At 47.2% G+C, this 23128-nt stretch carries 8 protein-coding genes; 4 read left to right on the top strand and 4 right to left on the bottom strand.

All coding sequences use genetic code 11. From position 1 onward, the window contains the following. Nucleotides 1-79 precede the first annotated feature (79 nt). The 4 genes from UF05_RS06165 to fhuB are packed head-to-tail and all read left to right on the top strand — an operon-like array spanning nt 80 to nt 5892. On the top strand, nt 80-2170 hold the full coding sequence (locus tag UF05_RS06165) for a TonB-dependent siderophore receptor (protein WP_045545884.1): 2091 nt from the start codon (nt 80-82) through the stop codon (nt 2168-2170). A 52-nt stretch (nt 2171-2222) separates the two neighbouring features. Further along, a complete protein-coding gene (locus UF05_RS06160) occupies nt 2223-3008 on the top strand; it encodes an ABC transporter ATP-binding protein (protein ID WP_005478119.1) in 786 nt (261 codons plus the stop codon). Further along, the gene (locus UF05_RS06155; RefSeq protein WP_079881911.1) at nt 2999-3928 is read left to right on the top strand and encodes an iron-siderophore ABC transporter substrate-binding protein; all 930 of its coding nucleotides are present in this window, start codon (nt 2999-3001) and stop codon (nt 3926-3928) included. Before UF05_RS06160 ends, UF05_RS06155 begins: the two co-directional genes overlap by 10 nt. Then, a complete protein-coding gene (gene fhuB, locus UF05_RS06150; protein WP_045545885.1) occupies nt 3925-5892 on the top strand; it encodes a Fe(3+)-hydroxamate ABC transporter permease FhuB in 1968 nt (655 codons plus the stop codon). Before UF05_RS06155 ends, fhuB begins: the two co-directional genes overlap by 4 nt. An 80-nt stretch (nt 5893-5972) precedes the next feature. On the opposite strand, the gene UF05_RS06145 is transcribed toward fhuB, so the two are convergent. The 4 genes from UF05_RS06145 to UF05_RS06130 form a co-directional block, all read right to left on the bottom strand. After that, nucleotides 5973-6842, bottom strand: coding sequence for a mechanosensitive ion channel family protein (locus UF05_RS06145; protein ID WP_005463003.1), 870 nt, complete (start codon nt 6840-6842; stop codon nt 5973-5975). A 61-nt stretch (nt 6843-6903) separates the two neighbouring features. Then, entirely contained in the window at nt 6904-7809 is a 906-nt protein-coding gene (locus tag UF05_RS06140) for an OmpA family protein (protein ID WP_029839968.1), read from the bottom strand. Nucleotides 7810-7818: 9 nt separating this feature from the next. Continuing rightward, nucleotides 7819-11334 carry a hypothetical protein gene (locus UF05_RS06135; protein WP_045545886.1) on the bottom strand — a complete coding sequence of 1172 codons (3516 nt, stop codon included), beginning with the start codon at nt 11332-11334 and terminating at the stop codon, nt 7819-7821. Between the two features lie 69 nt (nt 11335-11403). Continuing rightward, the gene (locus UF05_RS06130) at nt 11404-22698 is read right to left on the bottom strand and encodes a DUF11 domain-containing protein (RefSeq protein WP_197065572.1); all 11295 of its coding nucleotides are present in this window, start codon (nt 22696-22698) and stop codon (nt 11404-11406) included. Nucleotides 22699-23128 lie beyond the last annotated feature (430 nt).

Here is a 23128-nt window from a genome sequence, read left to right as displayed (position 1 = left end):
TAAAATACCGAAACAAAAGTTCAAATGATAATAATTACAATTAAGCTTCTTGTTAAATATAATTGTCGGGAATGTATTTATGACGAAAAATAACTTACTGACCGTTGCGATCCGTAAAGCAATGGTTTGTGCGATTGCGCCTACAGTAGCAGTGGTTGCGCTTTCAGCGAACGCACAAGATGACGTTACCGCGATGGAAACCATCACCGTCACAGCACAAGCGTTAAAAGTAGAAACACCAGCGGCAGAAACACCACGCAGCGTTTCTATTATCTCTGAAGACGAACTTCGCGTTCGTGCACCGCAAAAATTGGACGAAGCATTACGCTACACATCTGGCGTAACCGCTCAGCCTTATGGCGCCGACAACGACACCGATTGGTTCAAAGTTCGCGGTTTTGATGCTGCGACTTACCTAAACGGCAACCGCCTATTCCGCGACGGTTACTACACATGGTTAGTCGAACCTTACAGCCTAGAAAGTGTGGAAGTGGTTAAAGGCCCATCAGCTATTCTGTTTGGTGAATCGGCACCAGGCGGTATCGTGAATGCAGTACAGAAAAAACCAACGTTTACGCCTCAAGGCGAAGTAAAAGTGGAAGTAGGCAACAACCAACACCAGTCTGTGGGTTTTGACATTGCTGATGAAGCAAACGACGATGGCACAATCCGCTACCGTTTGGTTGGCCTGATGACAAGCCAAGATGGCGAACTGGACGGCACCAACAACGAGCGTTTTTATCTAGCGCCAAGCGTCGAGTTCGACATTTCTGACCGCACAATGCTGACCGTTTTGGCCACTTACCTTCGTGATGACGGTGTGCCAACCAACCCATTTTTCCCAGCGGCAGGCACTCTGATTGTTTCTAACTTTGGCAAAATCGATCCTTCGACTAACCTTGGTCAGCCAAACTACGATAAATACGAACGCACACAGTTCTCTCTAGGTTACTTGCTAGAGCACGACATCAATGACACGTGGTCATTCTCACAAAACCTCAACTACGGTTCGAATGAGTTGTACTTGCGCAGCTCTTACGCATTCTCAAACAACGATCCGGCGAAAGAAGAATTAACGCAAGGCATCGTATTTCGTGACGGCAAAAACCAGAGCATCACGTTCGATAACAATGCTGTCGGCAACTGGATGACAGATAACGCAGAACACACAGTGCTCGTCGGTATGGATCTGCAATTCCACAAAACCGATGGCGACGAACAGGACAACTACGCGTTTGGCACCATCAACCCGTGGAACCCAGTTTACGGTAACTTCAATCCACTTGATCCTTCAAAGAACGTGAAACGTGAGATTGAGAAATCTCAAGCAAGTGTCTACTCGCAATACCAATTGAAACTGCATGAACAATGGATTGGTAACGTGGGTGCTCGTTACGACTGGGTGAAAACAGAAAACTCTGGCAAAGGCGCAGGCGTTGATCAAAACGAATCTCGTGATGATGGTCAGTTGTCTCTCAGCGCGGGTGTGATGTTCCTTGCAAACAATGGTTTGTCACCTTACGCAAACTACTCTCAATCGTTTGAAGTGATCAGCACCATTGATGCGGCAACCAATGAGCTTTACAAACCGCTAGAAGGCGAGCAAGTAGAAGTGGGTGTGAAGTATGAGCCAAGCTTTATGGATGGCTTTATCAACCTAGCATGGTTCGACATTACGCAAAAGAACGCGTTGGTGACCAACCCATCAACATGGATCGCGACACAAACGGGTGAAGTGACTTCTCAAGGTATTGAGCTTGAAAGCACGGCGCAGCTAACCGACGATCTAAAACTGATGGCAAGCTACACCTATACCAAAGCGAAAACAGACGAAAGCTTTGGCAAAGGCAAAAAACAAGCCGCGCTTATTCCTGAACACCAAGCTTCGGCATGGGTAGACTACAGCGCGTACAGCCTAATTCCAGGTCTAAACATCGGTACTGGTGTCCGTTATGTGGGCGAGTCTAAAGATAACCCTAAGAGCTCGAACCTAACCGTTCCTTCAGTGACTCTTTGGGATGCGTCAGTCACTTACGACATCACTTCACAGTGGCAAGCACAGCTAAACGTGAACAACATTCTGGATAAAGAATTTGTATCAGGTTGCGATTACTGGTGTTACTACGGCCAGTCTCGCTCTGTCATGCTAAACGCAAACTACCGCTGGTAATTGAACTTTCTACTCCCCTTTCTTGAGGGGAGTTTTCTCCTGAGAGCCATCCATGTTTCAACTGTCTAATATTGAGATCGTTCGAGGTGGACGTCAGATCCTCGGCATCGACCAACTTAACATCCCAACGAATGAACTGACTGTCGTTTTGGGCCATAACGGTTCAGGCAAATCGACACTGGTGAACCTGCTTTCTGGTCAAATGTCACCAGATAAAGGCACGGTAGCATTAAACGACACTTCCCTTTCATCACTCAAAACCAAAGAGCTGGCAAAGCAGATAGCCTATTTGCCACAAAAGCTGCCCTCCTCGGCTGGTTTAACGGTAGAAGAGCTAGTGCGCTTAGGCCGCTTTCCGTGGCGTGGCGCACTTGGTCGTTGGAAACCTGAAGACAAACAGATTATCGCTGAAGCCATGGCTCGCACTGGCGTTGCTCCGTTTGCTCAAGCATTAGCGGACGATTTATCGGGCGGTGAGCGCCAACGCGCTTGGGTGTCGATGCTGTTGGCTCAACAATCACCGATTTTGATCCTAGATGAACCGACCTCCGCGCTCGATGTTCACCATCAATTTCAACTGATGGCGCTACTGGCAGAGCTGAATCGAACCGAGAACGTAGGCATTATCGTGATCCTTCACGATTTGAACTTAGCATTGCGCTACGCAACCCACATAGTTGCGCTCAAAAAAGGTCAAATTGCCTTTGAAGGCAACGCCGAAATGCTGCTTGATGAAGCGCGTTTGTCTGCACTTTACGAATCACCAATTAAGCTCATTGATCATCCAACGCCCGCGGACACACTTGCTAGCCAGAAGGTGGCGGTGGTATGTGCATGATGGTTAGATTTCTCAAACAACTAAGCTGCACGACTCTACTTTTCACAGTGATGATTGCACGAGCGAACGCAGACATTACCGTTCATGATGCGTACGGCGCGGTGACTTTTGAGCAAGTGCCGCAACGCGTCGTGGTTCTCAACTGGGACATTTTGGAGCAAGTGCTCGCGTTGGACATCGAGCCCATTGCGGCGCCTAACTTGCCGGGTTACCGCCAGTGGGTAGTGAATCCTTACGCCCCAGAATCCATTGAGGATATCGGCACTCGCGCCGAACCCAATTTAGAAAAGATCGCGAGCTTGAAACCCGATGTGATCCTAGCGGCTTCTCCCCAGCAAGATTTGATTCCCCTGCTCAGACAAATCGCGCCAGTGGTGTATTTGCCGAATTTTTCGCAAGACGAAACCGCGGCTCAAACCGCAATCAAGCATTTTCGTACGTTAGGTGCGCTGTTTGATAAACAAGAGTTAGCGGAACAAAAACTGGCAAAACTCAATGACTCATTCAAACAACTGCGTGACAAAATTCGTCAGCATTATTCTGCCCCATTAGAGGTGTTGGTGATGCGCTTCTCGACACCCAATTCTGTTCTGCTATCGACGGAAAATTCGACCACTGACTATGTAGTTGAGCAGCTTGGGCTAACCAACCCAATCAACGTCTCTGCGCGCGCTTGGGGCATCAAACAAGATCGCATCAACCGCTTACAAAACCTTGAACAAAGCTACGTACTTTACGTGCAGCCTTTCCCGCAAGAGAGCAAGTTGAACAGCTCACCACTTTGGCAAGCGATGCCATTCGTGAAAAAACAGCGCGTAAATTCGGTAAGAGCGGTGTGGGCCTACGGCGGCGCGATGTCTTTGCAATACATGGCAGAAGCCATTACCGACAGCTTAATTGAACTGGCACCAAAACAATGAGAACGAAACCGTACATTGGCTATGTCGCGCTGATTGCGTTGCTTAGCCTATTGAGCTTACAAATTGATACGAGCTTGTCGTTGAGTGAACAATGGCAGTTGTTCGCTCAACCAGAAAGCGCCAACGAATTTCGTGATGTTTTCTTTATGCAGTCTCAGTTATCTCGATTGAGCATCACGTTATTGGTTGGTGCAATGCTCGGGCTGACTGGCAGTTTGATGCAACAGTTAACGCAAAACAACCTCACCTCACCGCTGACCTTAGGCACCTCTTCCGGTGCTTGGCTTGCGCTGGTCATCGTTAATATTTGGTTTGTTGACTGGGTGGCTGACTATTCCGCTTTCGCTGCCATGGCAGGTGCTTTGGTGGCGTTTGGTTTGATCATTTCGATCGCTGGTGTGCGTAATATGACGGGGTTGCCTTTAGTGGTCTCCGGCATGGTCATCAACATTTTGCTTGGCTCCATCGCGACAGCTCTAATTATTCTCAATGCACAGTTTGCTCAAAACATCTTTATGTGGGGAGCGGGCGACCTTTCACAATACAGTTGGGATTGGTTTGAATGGTTGCTGCCACGTTCTACTATCGCAATCGTCATATTGATCATCGCACCCCGCATTCTGACCTTAATGAAACTGGGACAAGAAGGCGCAGCAGCCCGAGGCTTAGCGGTATTACCCGCGTTTGGGGCGTTAATGGTGATGGGTATTTGGCTAGTATCAGCCTCAATCACTGCGGTTGGTATCATCAGTTTTATCGGCTTGTTAACACCAAACATCGCCCGCGCAATGGGAGCGAGAACGCCACGCGATGAACTCATCAGCAGCATGTTGCTTGGCGCTGCGTTGCTGCTTATCACCGATTCTGCGGCGATTTATCTCAGTTTGTTGTTAGAAGAAACCATCCCAAGCGGTGTGGCGGCGGCGGCCATTGGTGCACCTGCGTTGATCTGGTTTACTCGCAAGAAACTGACAGCTACGGATCAGCTGAACTTGTCGATGAGCCAAGGAAAAACGGCTCTATCGAACGCAGCAGTTTGGGGCATTGCAGTAATGGGGATCATCGGCATTCTGGCGTACTCATTTGTTACGCACGGTATCAGTGGTATTGAGTTTTCGATTCCTGGCGAGTTCCAATGGCAACTGCGGTGGCCACGCATGATCAGTGCGATTTCAGTAGGCGTTGCCCTTTCCGTTGCTGGGATCATTTTGCAGCGCATCGTTTACAACCCACTCGCGAGCCCAGACATTCTCGGTGTGTCATCCGGCGCAACCTTTGCCATTATCATCACTGGTGTGATGGTTGGCTCTGTACTCGCCGCATTTAACTGGGGTGTCGCTTTTCTAGGCAGTCTGACCGTATTGATGCTGCTGCTCATTATCGGGAAACGCAGCCACTTTAACCCTTCTAATTTTGTACTCTCGGGTATTGCCCTTAGCGCCCTATTACAAGCTCTCGTGCAGTTTGCGTTGGCGCAAGGCTCTGGGGAAAGTTACAAAATTTTGCTCTGGCTCACGGGCTCAACGTATCGCGTCACCAGCACAAGTGCATTGGTGTTACTTATCTCCGTGTTGGTGCTTTTAGCGATTGTATTAGCGTTGTCACGTTGGCTAACACTGATTTCTATTGGTCGAGCGTTTTCTAACGCGCGCGGGCTGAATCCATCATCTGCGAACACGATTTTGCTTGTTATCGTTGCTCTGCTGTGTGCCTTTTCAACGGCGACGGTCGGCCCTGTTTCCTTTGTTGGTTTGGTCGCACCACACATGGCGATGATGCTAGGAGCAAGAAAGGTCAAAGAACAATTATTCGTTGGCAGTTTAATTGGTGCAACGCTTATGGTTTGGGCGGATTGGTTAGGGCAAATCGCCATTTACCCGAGCCAAATTGCAGCAGGTACGTTAGTCGCGATTATCGGTAGTACCTACTTCTTGTTCCTGATGCTCAAAAGCAAGTTCCGATAGCTTGGCGTAAAGATAAGCGAAAAAAGAAACCCGCTCTTTGGGAGTTTACTCCGAAGCAGCGGGTTTCTTTTTAATGCGAGTTAGTTGAAGGCAGCGTCGTTCGATTCATCATTCGAAGCAGGAAAACGCTGCTCGTAAAGCTCCATAAAGTCCTGACGAATCAAATGTTCTAAATGGTTCGCCTTATCTGTCGGGCAGAAGATCATCACATGCACAATCTGCTCACCATTAATATGACTTGAAATGTGGATGTGCGGCTCTGCACCCGGCAGATCGACACCGGCATGCTTCTCGATCATGGCATTGTAACGATGAGCCACATCACTAAAGTAACTGCAATGCTCATCAATTTTGTCCGTTAACGGTGTCAGTAGCGGATACAGGTTGACGAAGTCTTTCACCACAATCGTGAAATTATGGTAAACATAACGCTTCATGAAGTTGAGGTTTTTAACCGGATAGGTGAAAAACATACTATTCGGCAACGTCGCGGTTTTACCCGTGTAATGGTATTGCCCGTGATGCAAATCGATCTCTTGAATCACCGTCGCCATCATGTTGTGTTCGATCACCTCGCCACACAACTTCCCCACTTCAATCCAATCACCCACTCGAAACGAGCGCGAACTTGCACGTTGAATCGAGCCTGTAAAACACAAAATGATCTCTTTCGATGCCACCACAATAGCGACCGCAATCGCTGTAACACTGAGCGCAAACTCACTGATTTCTGATTGCCAGAGGATAAACAGGATCAGCAATGTGAACGCAAACGTACCGTTTTTGGTTCTCGACATCCAACTGCGTTGATCTTCGGTTAAAAAGGCATGATCACCGCGAATCATCGACAAAATTGAACGACGTACCAACCACATAAAAAACAAAATTAATGTGGTAAACAGCATTTTGTGCGTGAGAAGAAAATCGACGACCAACTGCACTTTCTCCATTACCCAGCTCCCTTGTTACAGACTTATTATCTTTCGCATAGTAATGGGTAACCATAACAAATTATTCTGTCAGTTGTCCGTGTTCACTCTCTTTAAATACGATAAAGGCACGTCGATTCAGTGCGTTTGCTTCCGAAGTCGTTTGATTTATGACCGGTTGCAGTTCACCAAACGCTTTGACCTCCCAAACAAGCCGCGACGCATCAAGTTTGGTCTTGAGATATTCGGCCACAGTTTGAGCTCGTCGCTCTGCCAATTTTTCATTGTAAGAAAGCGAGCCGACTTGATCGGTGTGCCCTGCAACCAAAATGCTGCCTTCTAACCCTTGTAACTGTTCAATGAAATCATCGAGCTGAGTGAGATCTTCAGCTTTCAACTCTGACTGATCAAAGTCGAAGTGTGGCGTCATGGTCATATAAACCTTACGCTCTGGCTTTGGAGGTTCGCAGAATGGCATCTCATCGTATTTTTGCGCCTCCTCAAACATGACGTACGCTCGGCGGTTTTCGGCACGCGCTTGATCTGAAGTATCGAGCGTAAGCGGTTGAGTCTCGCCAAAGTGCTTGATCTCCCAATCATAAAAAGTGGGATCAAGCTGCTGCTTGAGGTACGCCGCAACGGATTGTGCTCGGCGTAGAGAAAGCGCGTCGTTGTACTCGTTTGAACCTTTGTAATCAGTGTGACCGACAATGGTAATGCGTCCGCTTAAACCTTGAATATCGCGAATAAACGCATCCAGACTTGTCGCATCTGCTTCACGGATATTGAATTTGTCGAAATCAAAGTGCTCTGCAACGGCAATATGAATTTCTCGCTGCGGCGCTAAGCACTCACTAATAAGAAATTTAGAGACATTCACATCGGAGAATTTCTCTCGGTTTTCTTGGCTCACGTAAGTCTCGGTAGCGCAACCTGCTAACAATGCACCAATCATAATGCCGCTCAACAAGCGAATCGTCGTTTTCATGTGACCCTCTTATAACTTACCAACTAGGTTAATGAACACGCCTGATGCGTCGTAGTCATCATCATTCGCAAGGTTGCTGTCAAAGCCTGAGAAGTTATAGCCGACGCCGACTTTGAAGTTGTCGCCAAGATGTTTGTTCACTGAAATCAGCGCACCTCGCTCTAACTCATCGTAGGTCGAATCGGTCTTCCAATGGTACTCGCCTGTCACGTCCCACTCTTTCATCACTCGGTAAGAAGCACTTAAGCCGTACAATGAGATTTTGCTGTCAACCGGAATGTCTTCACCCGATTGACGAGTGAAAAGTTCATGCTTGTTTTTGAATGCGTATTTCGCGCCTAAATCCCAGTTGGCATCAAGTGAATAGATGCCTTCCACTTCAATGATATGGCTTTCTTCATCTTTGTAATCCACATCGCGATTAAGTTGGTCGAAGTCCACTAAGTAGGTGTAGCGCGACAACAAATTCAAACGATCGTTGTAAATTGGGCGATACGCCAATCCAGCGGTCGACTCAATAAAACGAGCCAACATTTTGTCGCTCGATTTGCTTTCTGAGCGTGAGTAATTGAACTTACCGAATAAGGTGTACTCTTCCGTCAGATGATGGGTGTAACGGTTGGTCGTCACCCATTGGTCAATGCGTTTTTTGTCTGGGTCAGCAGAGTCATCTGTCTTATCGACACGATATTCCACTTTGTTCTTGAACAACACATCATCGACATCAATCGAGGTGCTTACACTCACCGCTTGGCGCTCGGTGGTGATGTTTTGATCATCCTCGATTTCGCCTTTCTGATAGCCGATACCCATGTCGATGTCGTCATTCATGTCGTAGCCAAAGCCGAATGAATCGATGCGACCTTTGCCGTTGTTCTCATCAACAAATTGGTTTTCTTGGTAGAAATCGACCGTAGAGGTCAGATCTGCACGTTGGCCGACAATCACGTTGTTTTTGCCTTCGTAGCTGTCATCGACATAGGTTAAGTAAGTGCTGTAGTCTTCCGTCACATCATAAGTCACGCTGGCTTCAGCCGCATCGCCACGATCGCCCGTGGTGTATTCTGCGCCAACGACGAAGTCTTCTAAAATACGCGTTTCACCACCAATAGTGACGCTGTCGTTCTCATCGTACTCATCTGTTTTTCCAACGGTTTTTTGCCCTTTGATGTAAACATTGTTGTCGCTATCCCAAATGTAATCGGCACGCAGGCCCGCTAAGGTGCCTTTGCCTTTTTCGTCTTCGTTGTTTAGCTCTTCGACCTGTTTACCTGCTGCGGAAATCTTGATGTGTTTGGTCACTTTGACCTGAGTTTCCAGTTCTGCCTGTTGAGAATCCGTTCTTAGTGTGCCGTCGGACTCACGCTCTTCCATCGAGGTAAATCGAGTTTTCACCGCAACAAGATCCGTTGCTTGAAGACGGATTTCCGTACCATAAGATTCTTGTTCTAAATCGTCATCTTGACTTGCGTAGCTGTAACCTGCATCTTTAGATTTGTACCAAGCTTTAACATCGTTACCCACAGCAGAAAACACGCTCGGGGCGATATCGTAGAGGTTCATCACCCCTTTCACTTGATAAGAGTCACCTTCACGATCATCCGCACTGCCACCAATAGGCGTAAAGGTTAAACCACCATCGAAAGAGACATAGTTAGAATCGGTTTGACGACCTTTACTGTGGCCGAACTCGGCTTTCAAATAGGTGCCTTCTGATGCTCGTAGCGTTAAGTCTGTGCCGTACGCTTCATAGTCTTGGTTATCTTTTTCTTCGGTTTGATAGTTTGCACCTACACCGATGTAGTCGTTTACCCAACCTTTGACGCGTCCACCAGCGGTCATTGCACCAAGCGCTTCACTGCCTTGAGGCACGTATTCATAATCGACAGCAAGATAGTTGTCATAACCGTCAGCTGGGGAGTCGTTAATGACCGAGCCAAAGTTGTCAGAAATGATGTTGTTTAGTGGTTTGGTTAGAATAATTCGGCCTTGGTATGGGTCGACTTCATAGTCACGTCCCGACTGCAACGGCAGTTCTTGCAAGGTGATGCCGCTGTTTGGGTCGACCACCTTAACCATCACTTTGTCGCTGCCCGGTACAACTTCGCCATGGCGTAAGAAGTACAGCGAACCGCCAGTACCTAAAAATTCATCGTGCGCAAACAGCGAGTCCGATTCGGCGGCAAAGCCAACGATGTTAAGACGATCTTCACCGAACTTGGTGGTAGAACGTGTGCGATAGTCACCTTTGAAACCATATAGGCTGCGGTTGTAATCGTTGTTGTCAGTACCAGTTATACCTGTGTTGTAGTTCCCCCACAAAACGTTGGATTTGTCGTATTCAACGTTGAGATACACTTTGCCTTTGGTGTTGACCACTTTGTAGATGTTCGAGCTGTCACCGTAGTTGCCGTAATACATTTCATCGTCGTCTTCGAGAATGTCGAATACGCTGGATGAATCAGAGGCAAACGGGTGCTTAAACATGTCTCGCACGTCACTCTCTTTGGTATCAAAGTGGGTGGTGATTCGAAGTTTGTCACCAAACTTACCTTGGCCAAAATACGCTAAGCGACCTTGGTTGTAGATATCATCTTGATATTGGTCATCAACCGCCAATGCTGCCGAATTACCTGTGACTTTGTTTTTACCAATGTAGAAGTCCGCCAAACCCGCTTGTACCCAATATTCATCCGGAATACGCACGTACAGTTGGTAACGTCGCTCTTCACCGCTATCAAATACCACACGAGTTGGGAATAGATAGGCGTCGGCTGGCAAGTATTGTTCGGCGTAAAGCTCGCCCTCTTCTACGTCAAATTCATCTTCACCAATCACCACTTTGTCGACACCTTTTAGTCCCGTACCCATAAACCTTGCCAGACCAGCCGAGGTAGGAATGTTGTGGCGCATCAACTGAGCTTTGCCAAGCTTACGGCTTTGATCTTCTTCACCATCATTCTTGTCGATGTCGACTTCAGAATCGGGTTCAACAAGATCGAGCACACCGACGCTTGTCACGTCCATGTTGCCGTCTTTATCAAACGCTTTTAAGCGAAACAGAAGCTGCGTGTTGGATTCAAATTGGTAGTCTTGATCGGTCTTGCCATCCCAAACGATGTTGAAATCGTTGGCAAATTGCTGACCTTCCACCACCGCCAGCGGAGACACCAAACCACGATCGCCACCGCGATACACTTCTAATTGGTAATGATCCACGTAGTAGCTGAAGTTGGTGGTGATAGCAAAACTCATCTCTTGCAGAGGTTTGCCGTTTCTGACTTCCACATTGCTGCTGATGCTCAGATCCAACACTGGGTCAAAGCGCATGATGTCACGGCTAACCCAAATCGCACCTTGTTCCAGATAAATACGAGAATTGTCGGTTTGTTCATGCGTGTTAACTTCAATACCCAGTGAGTCACTGCCCAGCTTTTCTAACTGGCTGGTGTCTTTTGCGTACGATAGGATCGGCAACGCCGCCGCGATACATATCGTCAGTTTTGATTGTCTAAATCTAATCATAATTTTCTTGCTTAACCGTTGCAGTCAATGGCTGGGAACAAGCCCAGCCAACGTGTAAGTTACGAACGGTTAATCATCCCCACTGCTTTGAATACTGAAGTTAAATTTCGTCAGTTTGTTTGGTGTGATTCGTTGTACTTTCGGGTTTTCACTGATCACTTTCATACCCGTTGGTAGCGAGTCTGTGTCGACTTTGACCAAGAACTGCTTCCCTTTCTTATTCAACACCCACTGATCTGGAACATGGTATCGACCATATTGGTCGGTCTCGATAATGATGCCTTCGACGGTAAGCAGTCGAACACCCGGAATACCGTCTTCATAAAGCCCTTTGTTCTCAACGACGATCTCCCAAAGGTACTCATCCCCGTCGCGATAAAGGTTTCTCTCTACATCGATGTTCTCTGCCGACAGGCCTTTTTGCTTATCACCTTTATGCTTGGTAATCGCATTGCCTTGTTGGTCGAACTCGATGTGCGTGCCGTTATCGGTGGTCACCTTGAATGAGAAGCCTTGGCGAGTGCGTGTTTTGAATTGGAACGCCACTTGGTTGATCTGCTTAAGCGTTCGGTTACGAGACAAGCCATATAGCTCATCCACTTCGTAGCCTTTATCCATTCTCGACATCACTACAGGTTGACCTTGCTGTTTACCCGTCACATCTTTGAGCTGAGTTTCTACGCCATCTTGGATAATGAAGGTCGAGTTCGGAACGTAATCACCTAGCGCAAGGTCAATGTCGATGAGAACATCGTCCGCGGTTGCATCTGCTTGGAAACCATCACCATTGTGGTCTTCGAACACCTTACCGATGATAGAAGCGGTATCGAATACTTTGTCTGGCATCACTTCGACGGTTGCGCTCGCTAGGTTCGATTTCACCACGTAGTTAGTGCTGGTGTTCTGTGCCGAGAAGCTTTCAGCTGGTGGCGCTTCTGCCCATGCAGTGTTGGTGTAGACACCAAAGGTAGCACCGACACTGACGCGCATTAGGTAACGAATGCGCACAGCATCCGCAGTTTGAGAATCGCCTTTACCATAGATATTCATGTCACCAACATCGAAGAACAGCTGGTTTGTCTTGGTCGGCTCGACCGTGATTTGAATATCGTCGGAGGTATCAAATACGCCATCAGGGCCGCTATTTACCATCTCGGTAGAATCAGGAATGTAAGCAAAGCCACCAGGATAACGGTCGACCAGACGCACTCCTGAGAATGGGTTGTCGTTTTCGTTGGTGATCACCACTTCATATTCAACGACTTCACCGACACTGGCTTCCGATTTGCTTGCCACTTTAGTGACTTTCAGCATGCCTTCGTTGTAAGCCTGCTTTTTCACTTTGATCGTGACATTCGCAGATGCCGTTTCGCCCGTCGATGCCGCCGCCGTGAAAACGTTGGTAAAGTTGTCATCAATGCCTTGATTGATCTCACCTGTCACGACGATTTCAAACTCGTTGCCTTGGTACGCTTTCAAGGTATGGTTGGAATTGACGTTGTTATCCGAATCCACAGAGACCACAACGCCAGATTTCAGCTCTGTAATAGTCGCTTTCCATGTCGTGAACAACGCATTACCGTTGCTACCAATCAATTTGTCGATTTCATCCAACAAGTTCACGCTCTCTGCATCACCAGAGCCACGGTTGGTCGCCGTCATCGTGAACGTGATTTCATCGTCATCATTGGTGTATTCGGCTTTATCGGCCACTTTGGTCACCGATAAGATGATCGGTTGCGGTTTGATAATGGCGACATCTTCTGCCAAAACATCGCTTTCCGATTTGTCGTATGCGTAAGCATGGTTGGTGATTTCGCCCATCGCGTCTGCATTGACCACACCGGTAATCTCAATGTCTAATGTGTCATTTGGCGCAAGAATCACGCGACTGTTTACATCCAGATTGTCGCCCTGAATTTGCGGCAGAACGATGGTTCGTTCATCGTTGTATGAACTGGTCATACGCCAACTGGTAAATGCTTCAGCTTGAGTGTCGTTGATGGTGTTGACCTTGAGTTCTGAGATCAGATCTTTCAGTACCATCTCTTCAGTAAATGAACCCGATTCATTCGTTAACACCACGTGGTAAGTAACACTCTCTCCCGGACGGTAGAACTCATCGTCAACGGTTTTTTCAAGTTTGACCGACTCCGGCATCGCCAGCAGTGTCGCTGTTGAATCTTGCGTTTCACCACGGAATGTGGCGCTGGCGGTATTCTCAATTTCGCCAGTAGCGTATTGGTTCACAAGGCCTGTAATCACAAACTCCACTTCATCATTCGCAGCGATCGTTAGCGTTGAATCGATGTCGGAATTCACGCCCGGCATGTTGGTGATCTCGGTTTCCGCATTCGCTTTATTCACCTCAATGCGCCAAGAGTCGAATGCTTTTACCGATGTACCATCAAGACGCACGACTTCAAGATTGCTAATGGCGTCTTTTACAGCCACATCTGTCGCTGGGACTGTGCCTTCATTCTTCACTTTGACGCGGAACGTCGCTTCTGCACCCGGAACGTAATATTGGGTGTCTGCGGTTTTCTCAATCGAGATCCCCTGAGATTGAGGCTGAACAGTGGCACTTGAATGCTGCTGCGTACCGTTGAGATCCGCCGTTGCCGTGTTGGTGATATCACTCGCGGCTAACGGGTTAGTCTTCGCGGTGATCGTGAACTCCACAATGTCATGCGGTGCTATATCGATCATCGAACGGATATCCTGATTATCGACAGGCATCGGGGTAATGGTGGTGCGGCTGTCGCTGTTCGTCGTTTCAATCGTCCAACTCTCGAAAGCACGATCACTCACGCCATAGATGTTGGTGACTTTAATGCCCGACAAAATATCTTCTAACGCGATGTCGTTATCGAAACCATCAGTGCCGTTGTAAACGCGAACGTGGAATACCGCATCTTCTCCCGGAATATACATTGGAGATTCGGCTGTTTTCTCAATCCACACTTCTTCAGGCAGCGTTTCTAAGATTGCGGTTGCTTCTGTCGTTGCACCTGCAAACTCAGCCGTTGCTGTGTTAATAATGTTGGCAACCGCTCGGCTGTTCACTGTGCCTGTAATAGCAAATTCAACCGTATCTCCTGGAGCAATATCGAGATTGGTCGCGATGTCCGAATTTGGTCCCGGTAAGGTCTCGATATTGGTGCGAAGGTCACCTTTGCTGGTCACGATAGTCCAATCGTTGAATGCCGCTTCCATTGCGCCACCAGACGTTTCAACCTCTAATGAAGAAATCAAATCCTCCACTTTGACATCCGCAGCAAAACCAGAACCATTGTTCGTGACCTTGACTCGGAATGTCGAGAACTCTCCCGGCTGGTAATATCGTTCGTCAGCGGACTTTTCGATAACGACATCGCCCGGATAAGGTTTTAGCGTTGCAGTTGCGAGAATATCTTTGCCGTTGTAGTTGAGTGTGGCTTGGTTAACGATGTCACCAGTTGCTTGTGCATTCACTAAACCAATCACGTACAACGTAATGCTGTCATTTGGTGCTAGGTCGATGTTGTAGTCAATATCTTTATCCACCACCAGAGAGTTCGCATCGACCGTAGTTAATGCACTGCCCGCTACATATTGAACGGCCCATTGCAAAAATGCTTGGTTGGTTGAACCATCAATCGTATCGACAGTTAACGCGCCAATGGCATCTTTCAAATTGATATCGTTCGCGTAGTTGTTGCCTTCATTGACAATTTTAAGAATGTAACCCGACGCTTTGTTTGGGCTGTAATGCTCCACCATCGGCGTTTTCACAAACGTTAGATCGGGGATCTTGGCCGTGCTGGTCGCTTCTGCCGTTTTTGTGGTGCCGTTGTAGGTAACATCAACGGTATTGGTCACCTCACCAACGACTTGCGAGTTAAGCTCACCTTCTACGGTGATGGTCACCACATCATTAGGCGCAATATCAATACTGCCATCAATGAACTCGTCATTGGCTGCGGGGAACTTAGTGGCTCCGTTCAGAGACTCGGCATTCATGTAAATAGTCCCAGACTCAAACGCAATCACGTCTGCACCAGTCACACTGGCCGCCGTAATTTTGTTTACGAAGTCTTTAACTTGGACATCGTTCGCCCAGTTTGCCGTGGTGTTTTCAATTTGAATCGTATACGTCAGCGTATCGCCAGACTCATACTGAGTTTTATCGACGATTTTTGTCACATTCAAATCGGCGGCAGCTGCAACATACGTCGCTTGCGCGGCTTGTTTACTCGTCGCGTCACTGACTTCGACCACGTTTGTGATATCACCAACCAGATCGGCTTTGACCACGCCTTCTACATGCAGCTTGACGCTATGAGCAGGGTGAATGTTGTAACGAACTTGATAACCGTTATCGCCCGTTACTTCTGAGCCCGACACAGCTTGAGTTAAGCTCGGATCCGTTCCATCTACGCTAACGCTGACATCAGACCAACCCTCAAAGGCACGAACAGGCAAGGCAGAACCTGCTTTTTCAGTACGAATGGTTTTCCACAAATCCGCAATCAATACGTCAGTTGCATAGCCGCTGCCAGTGTTTTTCACCTCGATGTCGTAACCAATAATGTCGCCCGGATGGTAGATAGCCGCTGGATCGGTAGTGATTTTCGTGACGGCCAAATTGCCCGGTTCAGGAACGATCACTTTTTCGCGTAAGTTATACGTCACATAGCGCGAGCCACTGCTTAACTTCCCTTGCAACTGGTTGGTAAACTCGCCAACCGCGTCGTCACGCACGTGCCCTACCACCTCAATGAGAACCTCGGTATAGGTGTCATCTGGCGCTTTGCCACCCATCTGAATGGTGGTGTCGATGTCGGTATTATCCGCAATGAGATTTAAGTTGTTGATGTCGGTGTACGCCGGGTTACCGTCAGAGATAACGCTCGCGCTTACACTCCAATCTTTCAGTGCGACTTTTTCAGTGCCGTCCGCGGTCTCAACCAAATAGTTACTAATGGTATCGCGCACATCCACCAGTTCATTATTGGTGGTTACGTTGCGAATTCGCATCTGATAGCGCACTTCCGAGCCCGGCGTGTACGTCGGAGTGTCCGTCGACTTTTGCGCCAGCAGGTTCGAAGTTCCCGGATCAAGCACGACAGCATTACTGTCCACGCCTGCAACTTTTGCTACGTTAGTTATTGCGCCCGTTGCATCCGCCGCAACCGTGCCATCAATTTCAAAGACAACGGTATCGCCTGGCATCAGATCGAATGCTGCGTTTAAGGGTACATTGCCTTGATATTGACCATTGATGGAGAAGCGGTCTGACGTTGGTGCACTAACAATCGCCACGCTGTAATCCGTAAAAGCTGGTTTGCCATCAGACGTGTTAATCTTGTCCAGTTCATCCACAATGGTGGCACCATTAGTGGTACTTTCACCTACGTTGGTGACTGAGACTTGATACTGGATCTGGCCATTCGGATTGTAGTGACAATCAGTGCCCGTCGAAGATGGGAACGTACACGTACTGCTGTCGGCGGTCGTGTTCAGCACCAGTTTTTGGAAATCTAAAACAGGTGCGACAGGAGGAATGGTTTCCGTTGTGTCACTCTGGTTGCCGGCTTTTGCGGTGTTTCCATCGATATCACCGACAGCATCTGCGCGAACTTTCCCCTTTACGGTAAATTCGATCACTTCTTCAGGCGCAATATCAACCACCAAATCCAGATCATCGGTGGCATCGTATGGTTGGATGTAGGTGTCTTGCGTGCCACTGGTACCAACAGAGGTAAAGACGTGGCTGATTTCAGATTCTGAAAATGCTGATTTCGTTGTGTCACCAATAACTTCAACACGAACATTAGAGATGATGTCTTGAATCGCGGCCTCATCACGCCATACAGGTTCGGTGTTGGTCACCGTAAACTTATACACCACCTCATCTTCTGGTTTATAGGTATCTCCCGCAGCGTAAGGTTTACCAGCAATCGAAACGATCTCTTTGTTAACGGCTAGATTGCTGCCTTCCGGTGTCACGCGAGCTGTCGCAAAGTTCGTGCCGTCGTATTTCGGCGTCGAAGCAATTTGATCCAAAGCGTCTGGGCGAATACGTGACTTCATCACAAACTCAATCCAACCGCCCGGCGCAATGGATAGAACTGGAATATCGATATCCGCATTTGCACCACCAACAAAACCGCCGATATCCGTCGTTGCTTCACCAGAAGTTTTCACGCTCACATCCCATCCGTGCGCAGCAAACGCAGGTAAACTCTGCGCGTCTGATTCTCCAGCCGCATTTTGTGCCACTCGGACTTTGATGCTAGAGAATAACTCTTGCAGTGATTTGTTGTACTCCAGTCCTTTACCATTGTTTTGAAGGCGCAGACGGTACACAATGCTTTCACCACTAGGCGTGTGATTGTACGTCAGCTTTTCGCTCGATAAAGACGAATCCGTGTACGCTTTGTGGGATTTGCTTACCTCAGAAGGCAGCATGTTGGCTGGCTCAGCGACTAGGTTATGACTGTTATCGATAACCGCTACGTTTAAGATTTGGCCAACCGCTTTCTCGCTGATCTTTGCTTTCACCGTATATTTGATGAAAGTGCCGCCAACAGCGAAACTATTTGCTGCAAGGTTAAACTGGGTGTCAATATCGCGGTTATCCGTGACCGACCCCGGCTCACTGATATCACTGGTATCGGTTTGAGTCGTGATGGTCCAAGAGTCAAACGCTGCACCCATCGTTCCATCTAAGTATTGGGTTTTGATTGCGCTAAGTTCATCCTTAATCGGCATGTTTTGCATGTGCACGTTGTTAAGGTTAACGAGCGATATTTCATACTCAATGTAGCCGCCTGGCGTGTAACCGCCGCTCAATGAAGTAACACCGTCTTGATCTAAGAAGCGGGTAATGTGTTTTTCGAAGTCGTATTTCTCTGCCGATGCTTTCGTCTTCGCACTGACAGTATCGCCGTCAACGGTCAACAAGTTGAGGATTTCACCGACTGCATTGTTGTTTACCGTCGCCGTCACTTTGTACTCAATTTTAGTGCCCGCAGGGATGGAGGCATGCGTGTCGATATCTCGATTATTTTCAACTGAACCATCAAGATCGAGAATGGCTTTATCGCTACCACTGACGATGTTCTGCTCGATAGTCCAGCCCGAATCAAACGCCTTTTCACTTGTTCCATCAACAAGTTCCACAGTGATGTTGGATAAGCGATCCACCACAGGAATATTGTACGCGTTCCCCTTACCATCGTTTTCAATCGTTAGGCGATAGACCAATGGCTGACCCGGCTCATAGCTTACTTCATCAACGGTTTTGCTGAATGAAAGATGGTAGCTGTTTGGAATAACGGTGATACCGCCGATGGTAATGTTACCTACCGACTCTTCACGAACGACGCCCTCGACTTGGTATGTGACTGAGTCCCCACCCGCCACATCAATAACGGTTGAGATGTTTTGATTGTTTGCTACCGTGCCATCTAGCGTACCATCGGTTGTGCCGTCACCGCCGTGGGCATCACTTTTCGATACATCAACGGTAAAACCAGACGCGAAGGGAGTTGCAGTTGACCCATCGAGCAATTGTGTCGTCACGTCAGTGATGTTTTCACTCACAGTATGGTCGTTCACGTAACCTGTTTGAGACGATACCGTCACTAAATAGGTCAACGTATCACCTGGTGAGTAAAAACGAGATTCGACTCCATTCACCAATAGCTTGCGCGTGACATTCCCACCGTTGTATGCCTTTTTCATTTCATGGTGTGAAATGTGAGAAGTTTCCGTTACTTCACCAAGATCGCGATAGATGTATGCATCATTTGCAATTTTATCGTTGAATTTCCCCCCTTCATCTAGCGAACCAACGACGTTATCTTTTACACGCGCTTTAATTTTAAACGTACGCACTTCGTCCGGTTCCAAACTCATTGTTTTGGAAGCGTCTCCTTCGGGATACACAAAGTTCTCCGTTGTTACAGAATGAAAACCGGCACCGTCGTCATAGTCAAATTGCCAATATTCGAACGGGCTTTGGTCCGGATAATCTTGATAACGATTGTCTTTGTCGTTCGCTAATACAGACAAAATATCTTGCAACTTATCAACGACTTTTAACCCGGTTTCAGTGTGCGAGCCATTGTTGAGAACACGGATTTCGTAGGTCACGTCTTCACCCGGAACAAAGCGGACTTTATCGGCAGTTTTTAAGATCGATACATTAAGCTTGTCGCTCGAACCATCACCAATTTGTGCAGAAGACGACTGGTTCAAATTGGTTAAAGGATCATAAGCTTGCGCCGTATTGGAGATCTCTTGCTTGGCATAATCGTTCTTCACTCGACCATGAATAACGTAAACCACCGAGCCTTTCTCACCCCCCACTTTAGGGTCGATATCAATACGCGAGTCAATATTTCCATTGTTTGGGTAACCCGATTTAGGCCCTGCGTAACTGCCTGTTTTGTATGGCGAGTTGTTTGAATCAATCGTCGCGTCTATCGTCCATTCAGAAAACGCATCCAGACCCACAATATCGTCCGTTACATGAACTTCGTTCGCATAACCTTCACCAAAGTTGAAAATGGAGACCGTAAATGTGACCCAATCACCGGGGATAAACTCGTCATCCGGAGTGGTTTTAGTCACGATGATCTTAGGTTCTTTTGGATACACCGTAACTCTGTCTGATGCTAATGACTGGACAGTAGAATCTGGCGTTTTAACCGTCGCGGTATTACTGAATTGAGAGTACAGAATTTGATCCGGATTTGAACGGTCAATCTGAGCGACAATTGTGTACACCACCTCAACATTCGGTGGAATTTGAGCGTTAGTATCTAAATCAAGGTTGTCTGAGAAGCTGCCGACATCGGTGTAAGCAGGATTGCCGTTCAACAAAGGATCGTCAGACTTGATTTCAGCACGAATAGTCCAAGCATTGAAAACTGGCTTAGTGACGCCATCTGGCTCCAAAATTTCAGCCGTGATGGTTGATATCGCATCTTTGACTTGCACATTGGTTGCATAGCCGTTCTCTTTCGCATTTTTCACACTGATTTCAAACGTCACTTCGTTGTCCAGCTTGGAATACGAGGTTTGCTTGGTATCAAAACTGGTATCGGTGTTCGTTTTAACACGCTTGTTAACCTCGATAGCGAAATCACGCGGATCAGAACCTCGGTCGGCGTACACAGTACCGTCGACCGTCACTTGGTTTTGAATGTGCCCATTCGCTAGAGGATGAGTGTCTGCCACGATGGTGTATTCAATGTAGGAATGTGGCTCAAGCGTCGCAATCACATTCAGGTTGTCGGGATACTTTACTGCCCCAACAATACCAGTGTTGGAAGCCGTCGCGGCTGTACCGTCTGCTTTATATGCGTTTGCAGTAATGGTCCAATCCGAATAGGCGTTGATCGTATTACCATTGATATCTTGAGTAGCGATCGCCGAGAGTTCATCCAAGACCTGAACTTGGTTTGCAAAGCCATCACCATCGTTAGTCACTACGATGGTGTAAGTGAGTGTTTGACCCGATGAATAGTAACGACTGTCGACATCTTTACTAACACGCAAGTTGTCGTCAGGAGTTTGAACCCCTGAACCACTTTCGGTCACGTTGTCGTTGGCGCAGCTCGTCGAGTCATCCAAAATAACGCCCATGCTAGCGTCATTGGTTTTTGCGGTAAGTCTGTATTTAATGGTTTTTCCTGGAGCAAGATCGGGCGTCAAAGCAATTGGATTTGAGCTCCATGAGCCATAGCTATACGAACCCGGATCCGAGCCAAGCGAATCCTCACCCGAAATGACTTCAACTTTCCATTCTTTAAACGCTTGCGCATCGCCAGCGCCACCTGCTTGCTCCGTCATGACACAAGTTAAGTTGTCTTGAATCAATAAGTTATTGGCAAAGTACTTAGACGAACCGTTGGTTACCGTAATTTCATATTCTATGTTTCCACCGGGCACATATTCTGATGCGATGGTTGTTTTAGCAATGGCAATATCGGAGTCAGAAACGTTCAGCACTTTTTCTGCATTGACTGTATCTGCGACGTTTGCGCTCTGAATTAATGAACCTGATTCATCTTTGACGGCAGCAGAAAAGCCTTGAAGCGTACCAATGGTGATTGGCGTCAGTGTAGCTTCAACTAGGTAAGTGATTGACTCACCGGGGTAGATCGACACCGTATCGTCAAAATCGACATCAGTTTGAACTCCACTTGCTTGATAGACAGATAAGGAGTTAGAGCCAATGTTGTTGACCGTTACAGTCCACGTTGAGAATGGATTTCCGGTCACATCGGTGTTGTTAAAAGCAGACGAGAGATCGTTCGCCAAGCCATTGTTGGTAAGTAACGTGTTGATGTTCTGCGTAACGTGGTAACCATGTGCAATCGCACCACCGTTGTTACTGACTTTGATTTCGAAATTGAGCTTACCGTTGATTAAATAAGGTGTCGAAGACAAAAGTGTATGGGTAAGCGTAACGTTCGGCGTTGCCGGAGGCGTGACAAGAACATTGCTTTCTACAGGGCCATCGCGCGTTAACGCCGACGCCTTAGTTGTAATGTCAGAAACCAGATCATTCGCAACGGTCGCTTTGATGGTGTAAGTGATGTAACCACCCACGGATAGCTCCGCATTCTCTACCGACAAATCATCTGCTTTCGAAAATGTTCCCGTATTACTCCCAGAAGAAGCGACAGCACTGATCTCGACATGACTAAAAACTGGAGCGTTGGCACCGCTTAGAACCTCACCAGTAAGAGACAGAAAAGGTTGGGTTATGTCTAAGCCTTTTACTGCAAACAGGCCAGTATTTTTTGCGGTGAGCGTGTACGTCAAAACGTTTGCGACTTGATATTCAGCTGGCGTTACCGCTGCATCTAGCGTGTATTTGTATTCGGCAGGTTCAAACGTGACGCTGGTTGTATCAACGAATGTATTCTCAGCCCCAGCAATCATCGCTTTTACTTGTGCGCCACCTAATACGATGTTTTCAGCACTCTCATGAGACACTGTCGCGCTAACATGATAAGTAACTCGACCAAATGGAAGCAATGTCGCGCCAGTCACTTCTAAGTTCGCATTGCTAGATGCGTAACTACCAGCGATTGAACCTAGACTGTGAGTGTCTGATATCGATACGCTCTGAAAGGCTTTTTGGTCGCCCGACATGACATCCCAAACCGCGTTTATCACTGAGACATCTGCAATTGTGTCCGCCGTTGTATTTTTTACCTCAATCGAATACGAAATTTCTTCACCATTTTCATAATGACTCCCAGAAGCAGGACTAAATGAAATTTCCACCTCTCCTGCAGCTAAAGCATTTGCAGAGGTAAATAAGGCAACTAAGAGTAAGGTAAAACAACGCTGAACCATCGACACAGTACTTTCCAATTTATATAAAATTCTTATGAATTACCGAGAGTAAAATGAACACAAAATCGTCAAAATTTTGAGGCGACGAATTTTTGACGACAATTAATCAATAAATGTCACGATATGGTCAATTTTTTATTTAATAACCATAAATGGGTAGATATATAATCTTATGATTGCACATCCAACGTTCGAAAACCATAGGATCTGGCTATATCGTTAGATTTAAAACATGAATTAGTAGATAGGTGAAAGGTAACTGATTATGATATTTAAATTTATATGAAACGACGGTTATCAGAATTATCTGACAACAACTTCAAACTAGTAACACAGCGTTGTAGATGAAAACAATGATGACTACTAGATAAGTCATCATTTTATCAAACTAAGCCACAATAGAAATTAACCATTAAAAATCAACAAGATA

It is taken from the genome of Vibrio sp. S457-15 (assembly GCF_000960545.1).
In the GTDB taxonomy this organism is placed as follows: domain Bacteria; phylum Pseudomonadota; class Gammaproteobacteria; order Enterobacterales; family Vibrionaceae; genus Vibrio; species Vibrio parahaemolyticus.
This window is presented reverse-complemented; position numbering and strand designations above follow the sequence as displayed.

Bases quoted from the DNA above. Each gene is read 5' to 3' on its own strand.
- UF05_RS06160 (WP_005478119.1), top strand. From the start codon at position 2,223: ATGTTTCAACTGTCTAATATTGAGATCGTTCGAGGTGGACGTCAGATC.
- UF05_RS06145 (WP_005463003.1), bottom strand. From the start codon at position 6,842: ATGGAGAAAGTGCAGTTGGTCGTCGATTTTCTTCTCACGCACAAAATG.
- UF05_RS06130 (WP_197065572.1), bottom strand. From the start codon at position 22,698: ATGGTTCAGCGTTGTTTTACCTTACTCTTAGTTGCCTTATTTACCTCT.
- UF05_RS06140 (WP_029839968.1), bottom strand. From the start codon at position 7,809: ATGAAAACGACGATTCGCTTGTTGAGCGGCATTATGATTGGTGCATTG.
- UF05_RS06165 (WP_045545884.1), top strand. From the start codon at position 80: ATGACGAAAAATAACTTACTGACCGTTGCGATCCGTAAAGCAATGGTT.
- UF05_RS06155 (WP_079881911.1), top strand. From the start codon at position 2,999: ATGTGCATGATGGTTAGATTTCTCAAACAACTAAGCTGCACGACTCTA.
- fhuB (WP_045545885.1), top strand. From the start codon at position 3,925: ATGAGAACGAAACCGTACATTGGCTATGTCGCGCTGATTGCGTTGCTT.
- UF05_RS06135 (WP_045545886.1), bottom strand. From the start codon at position 11,334: ATGATTAGATTTAGACAATCAAAACTGACGATATGTATCGCGGCGGCG.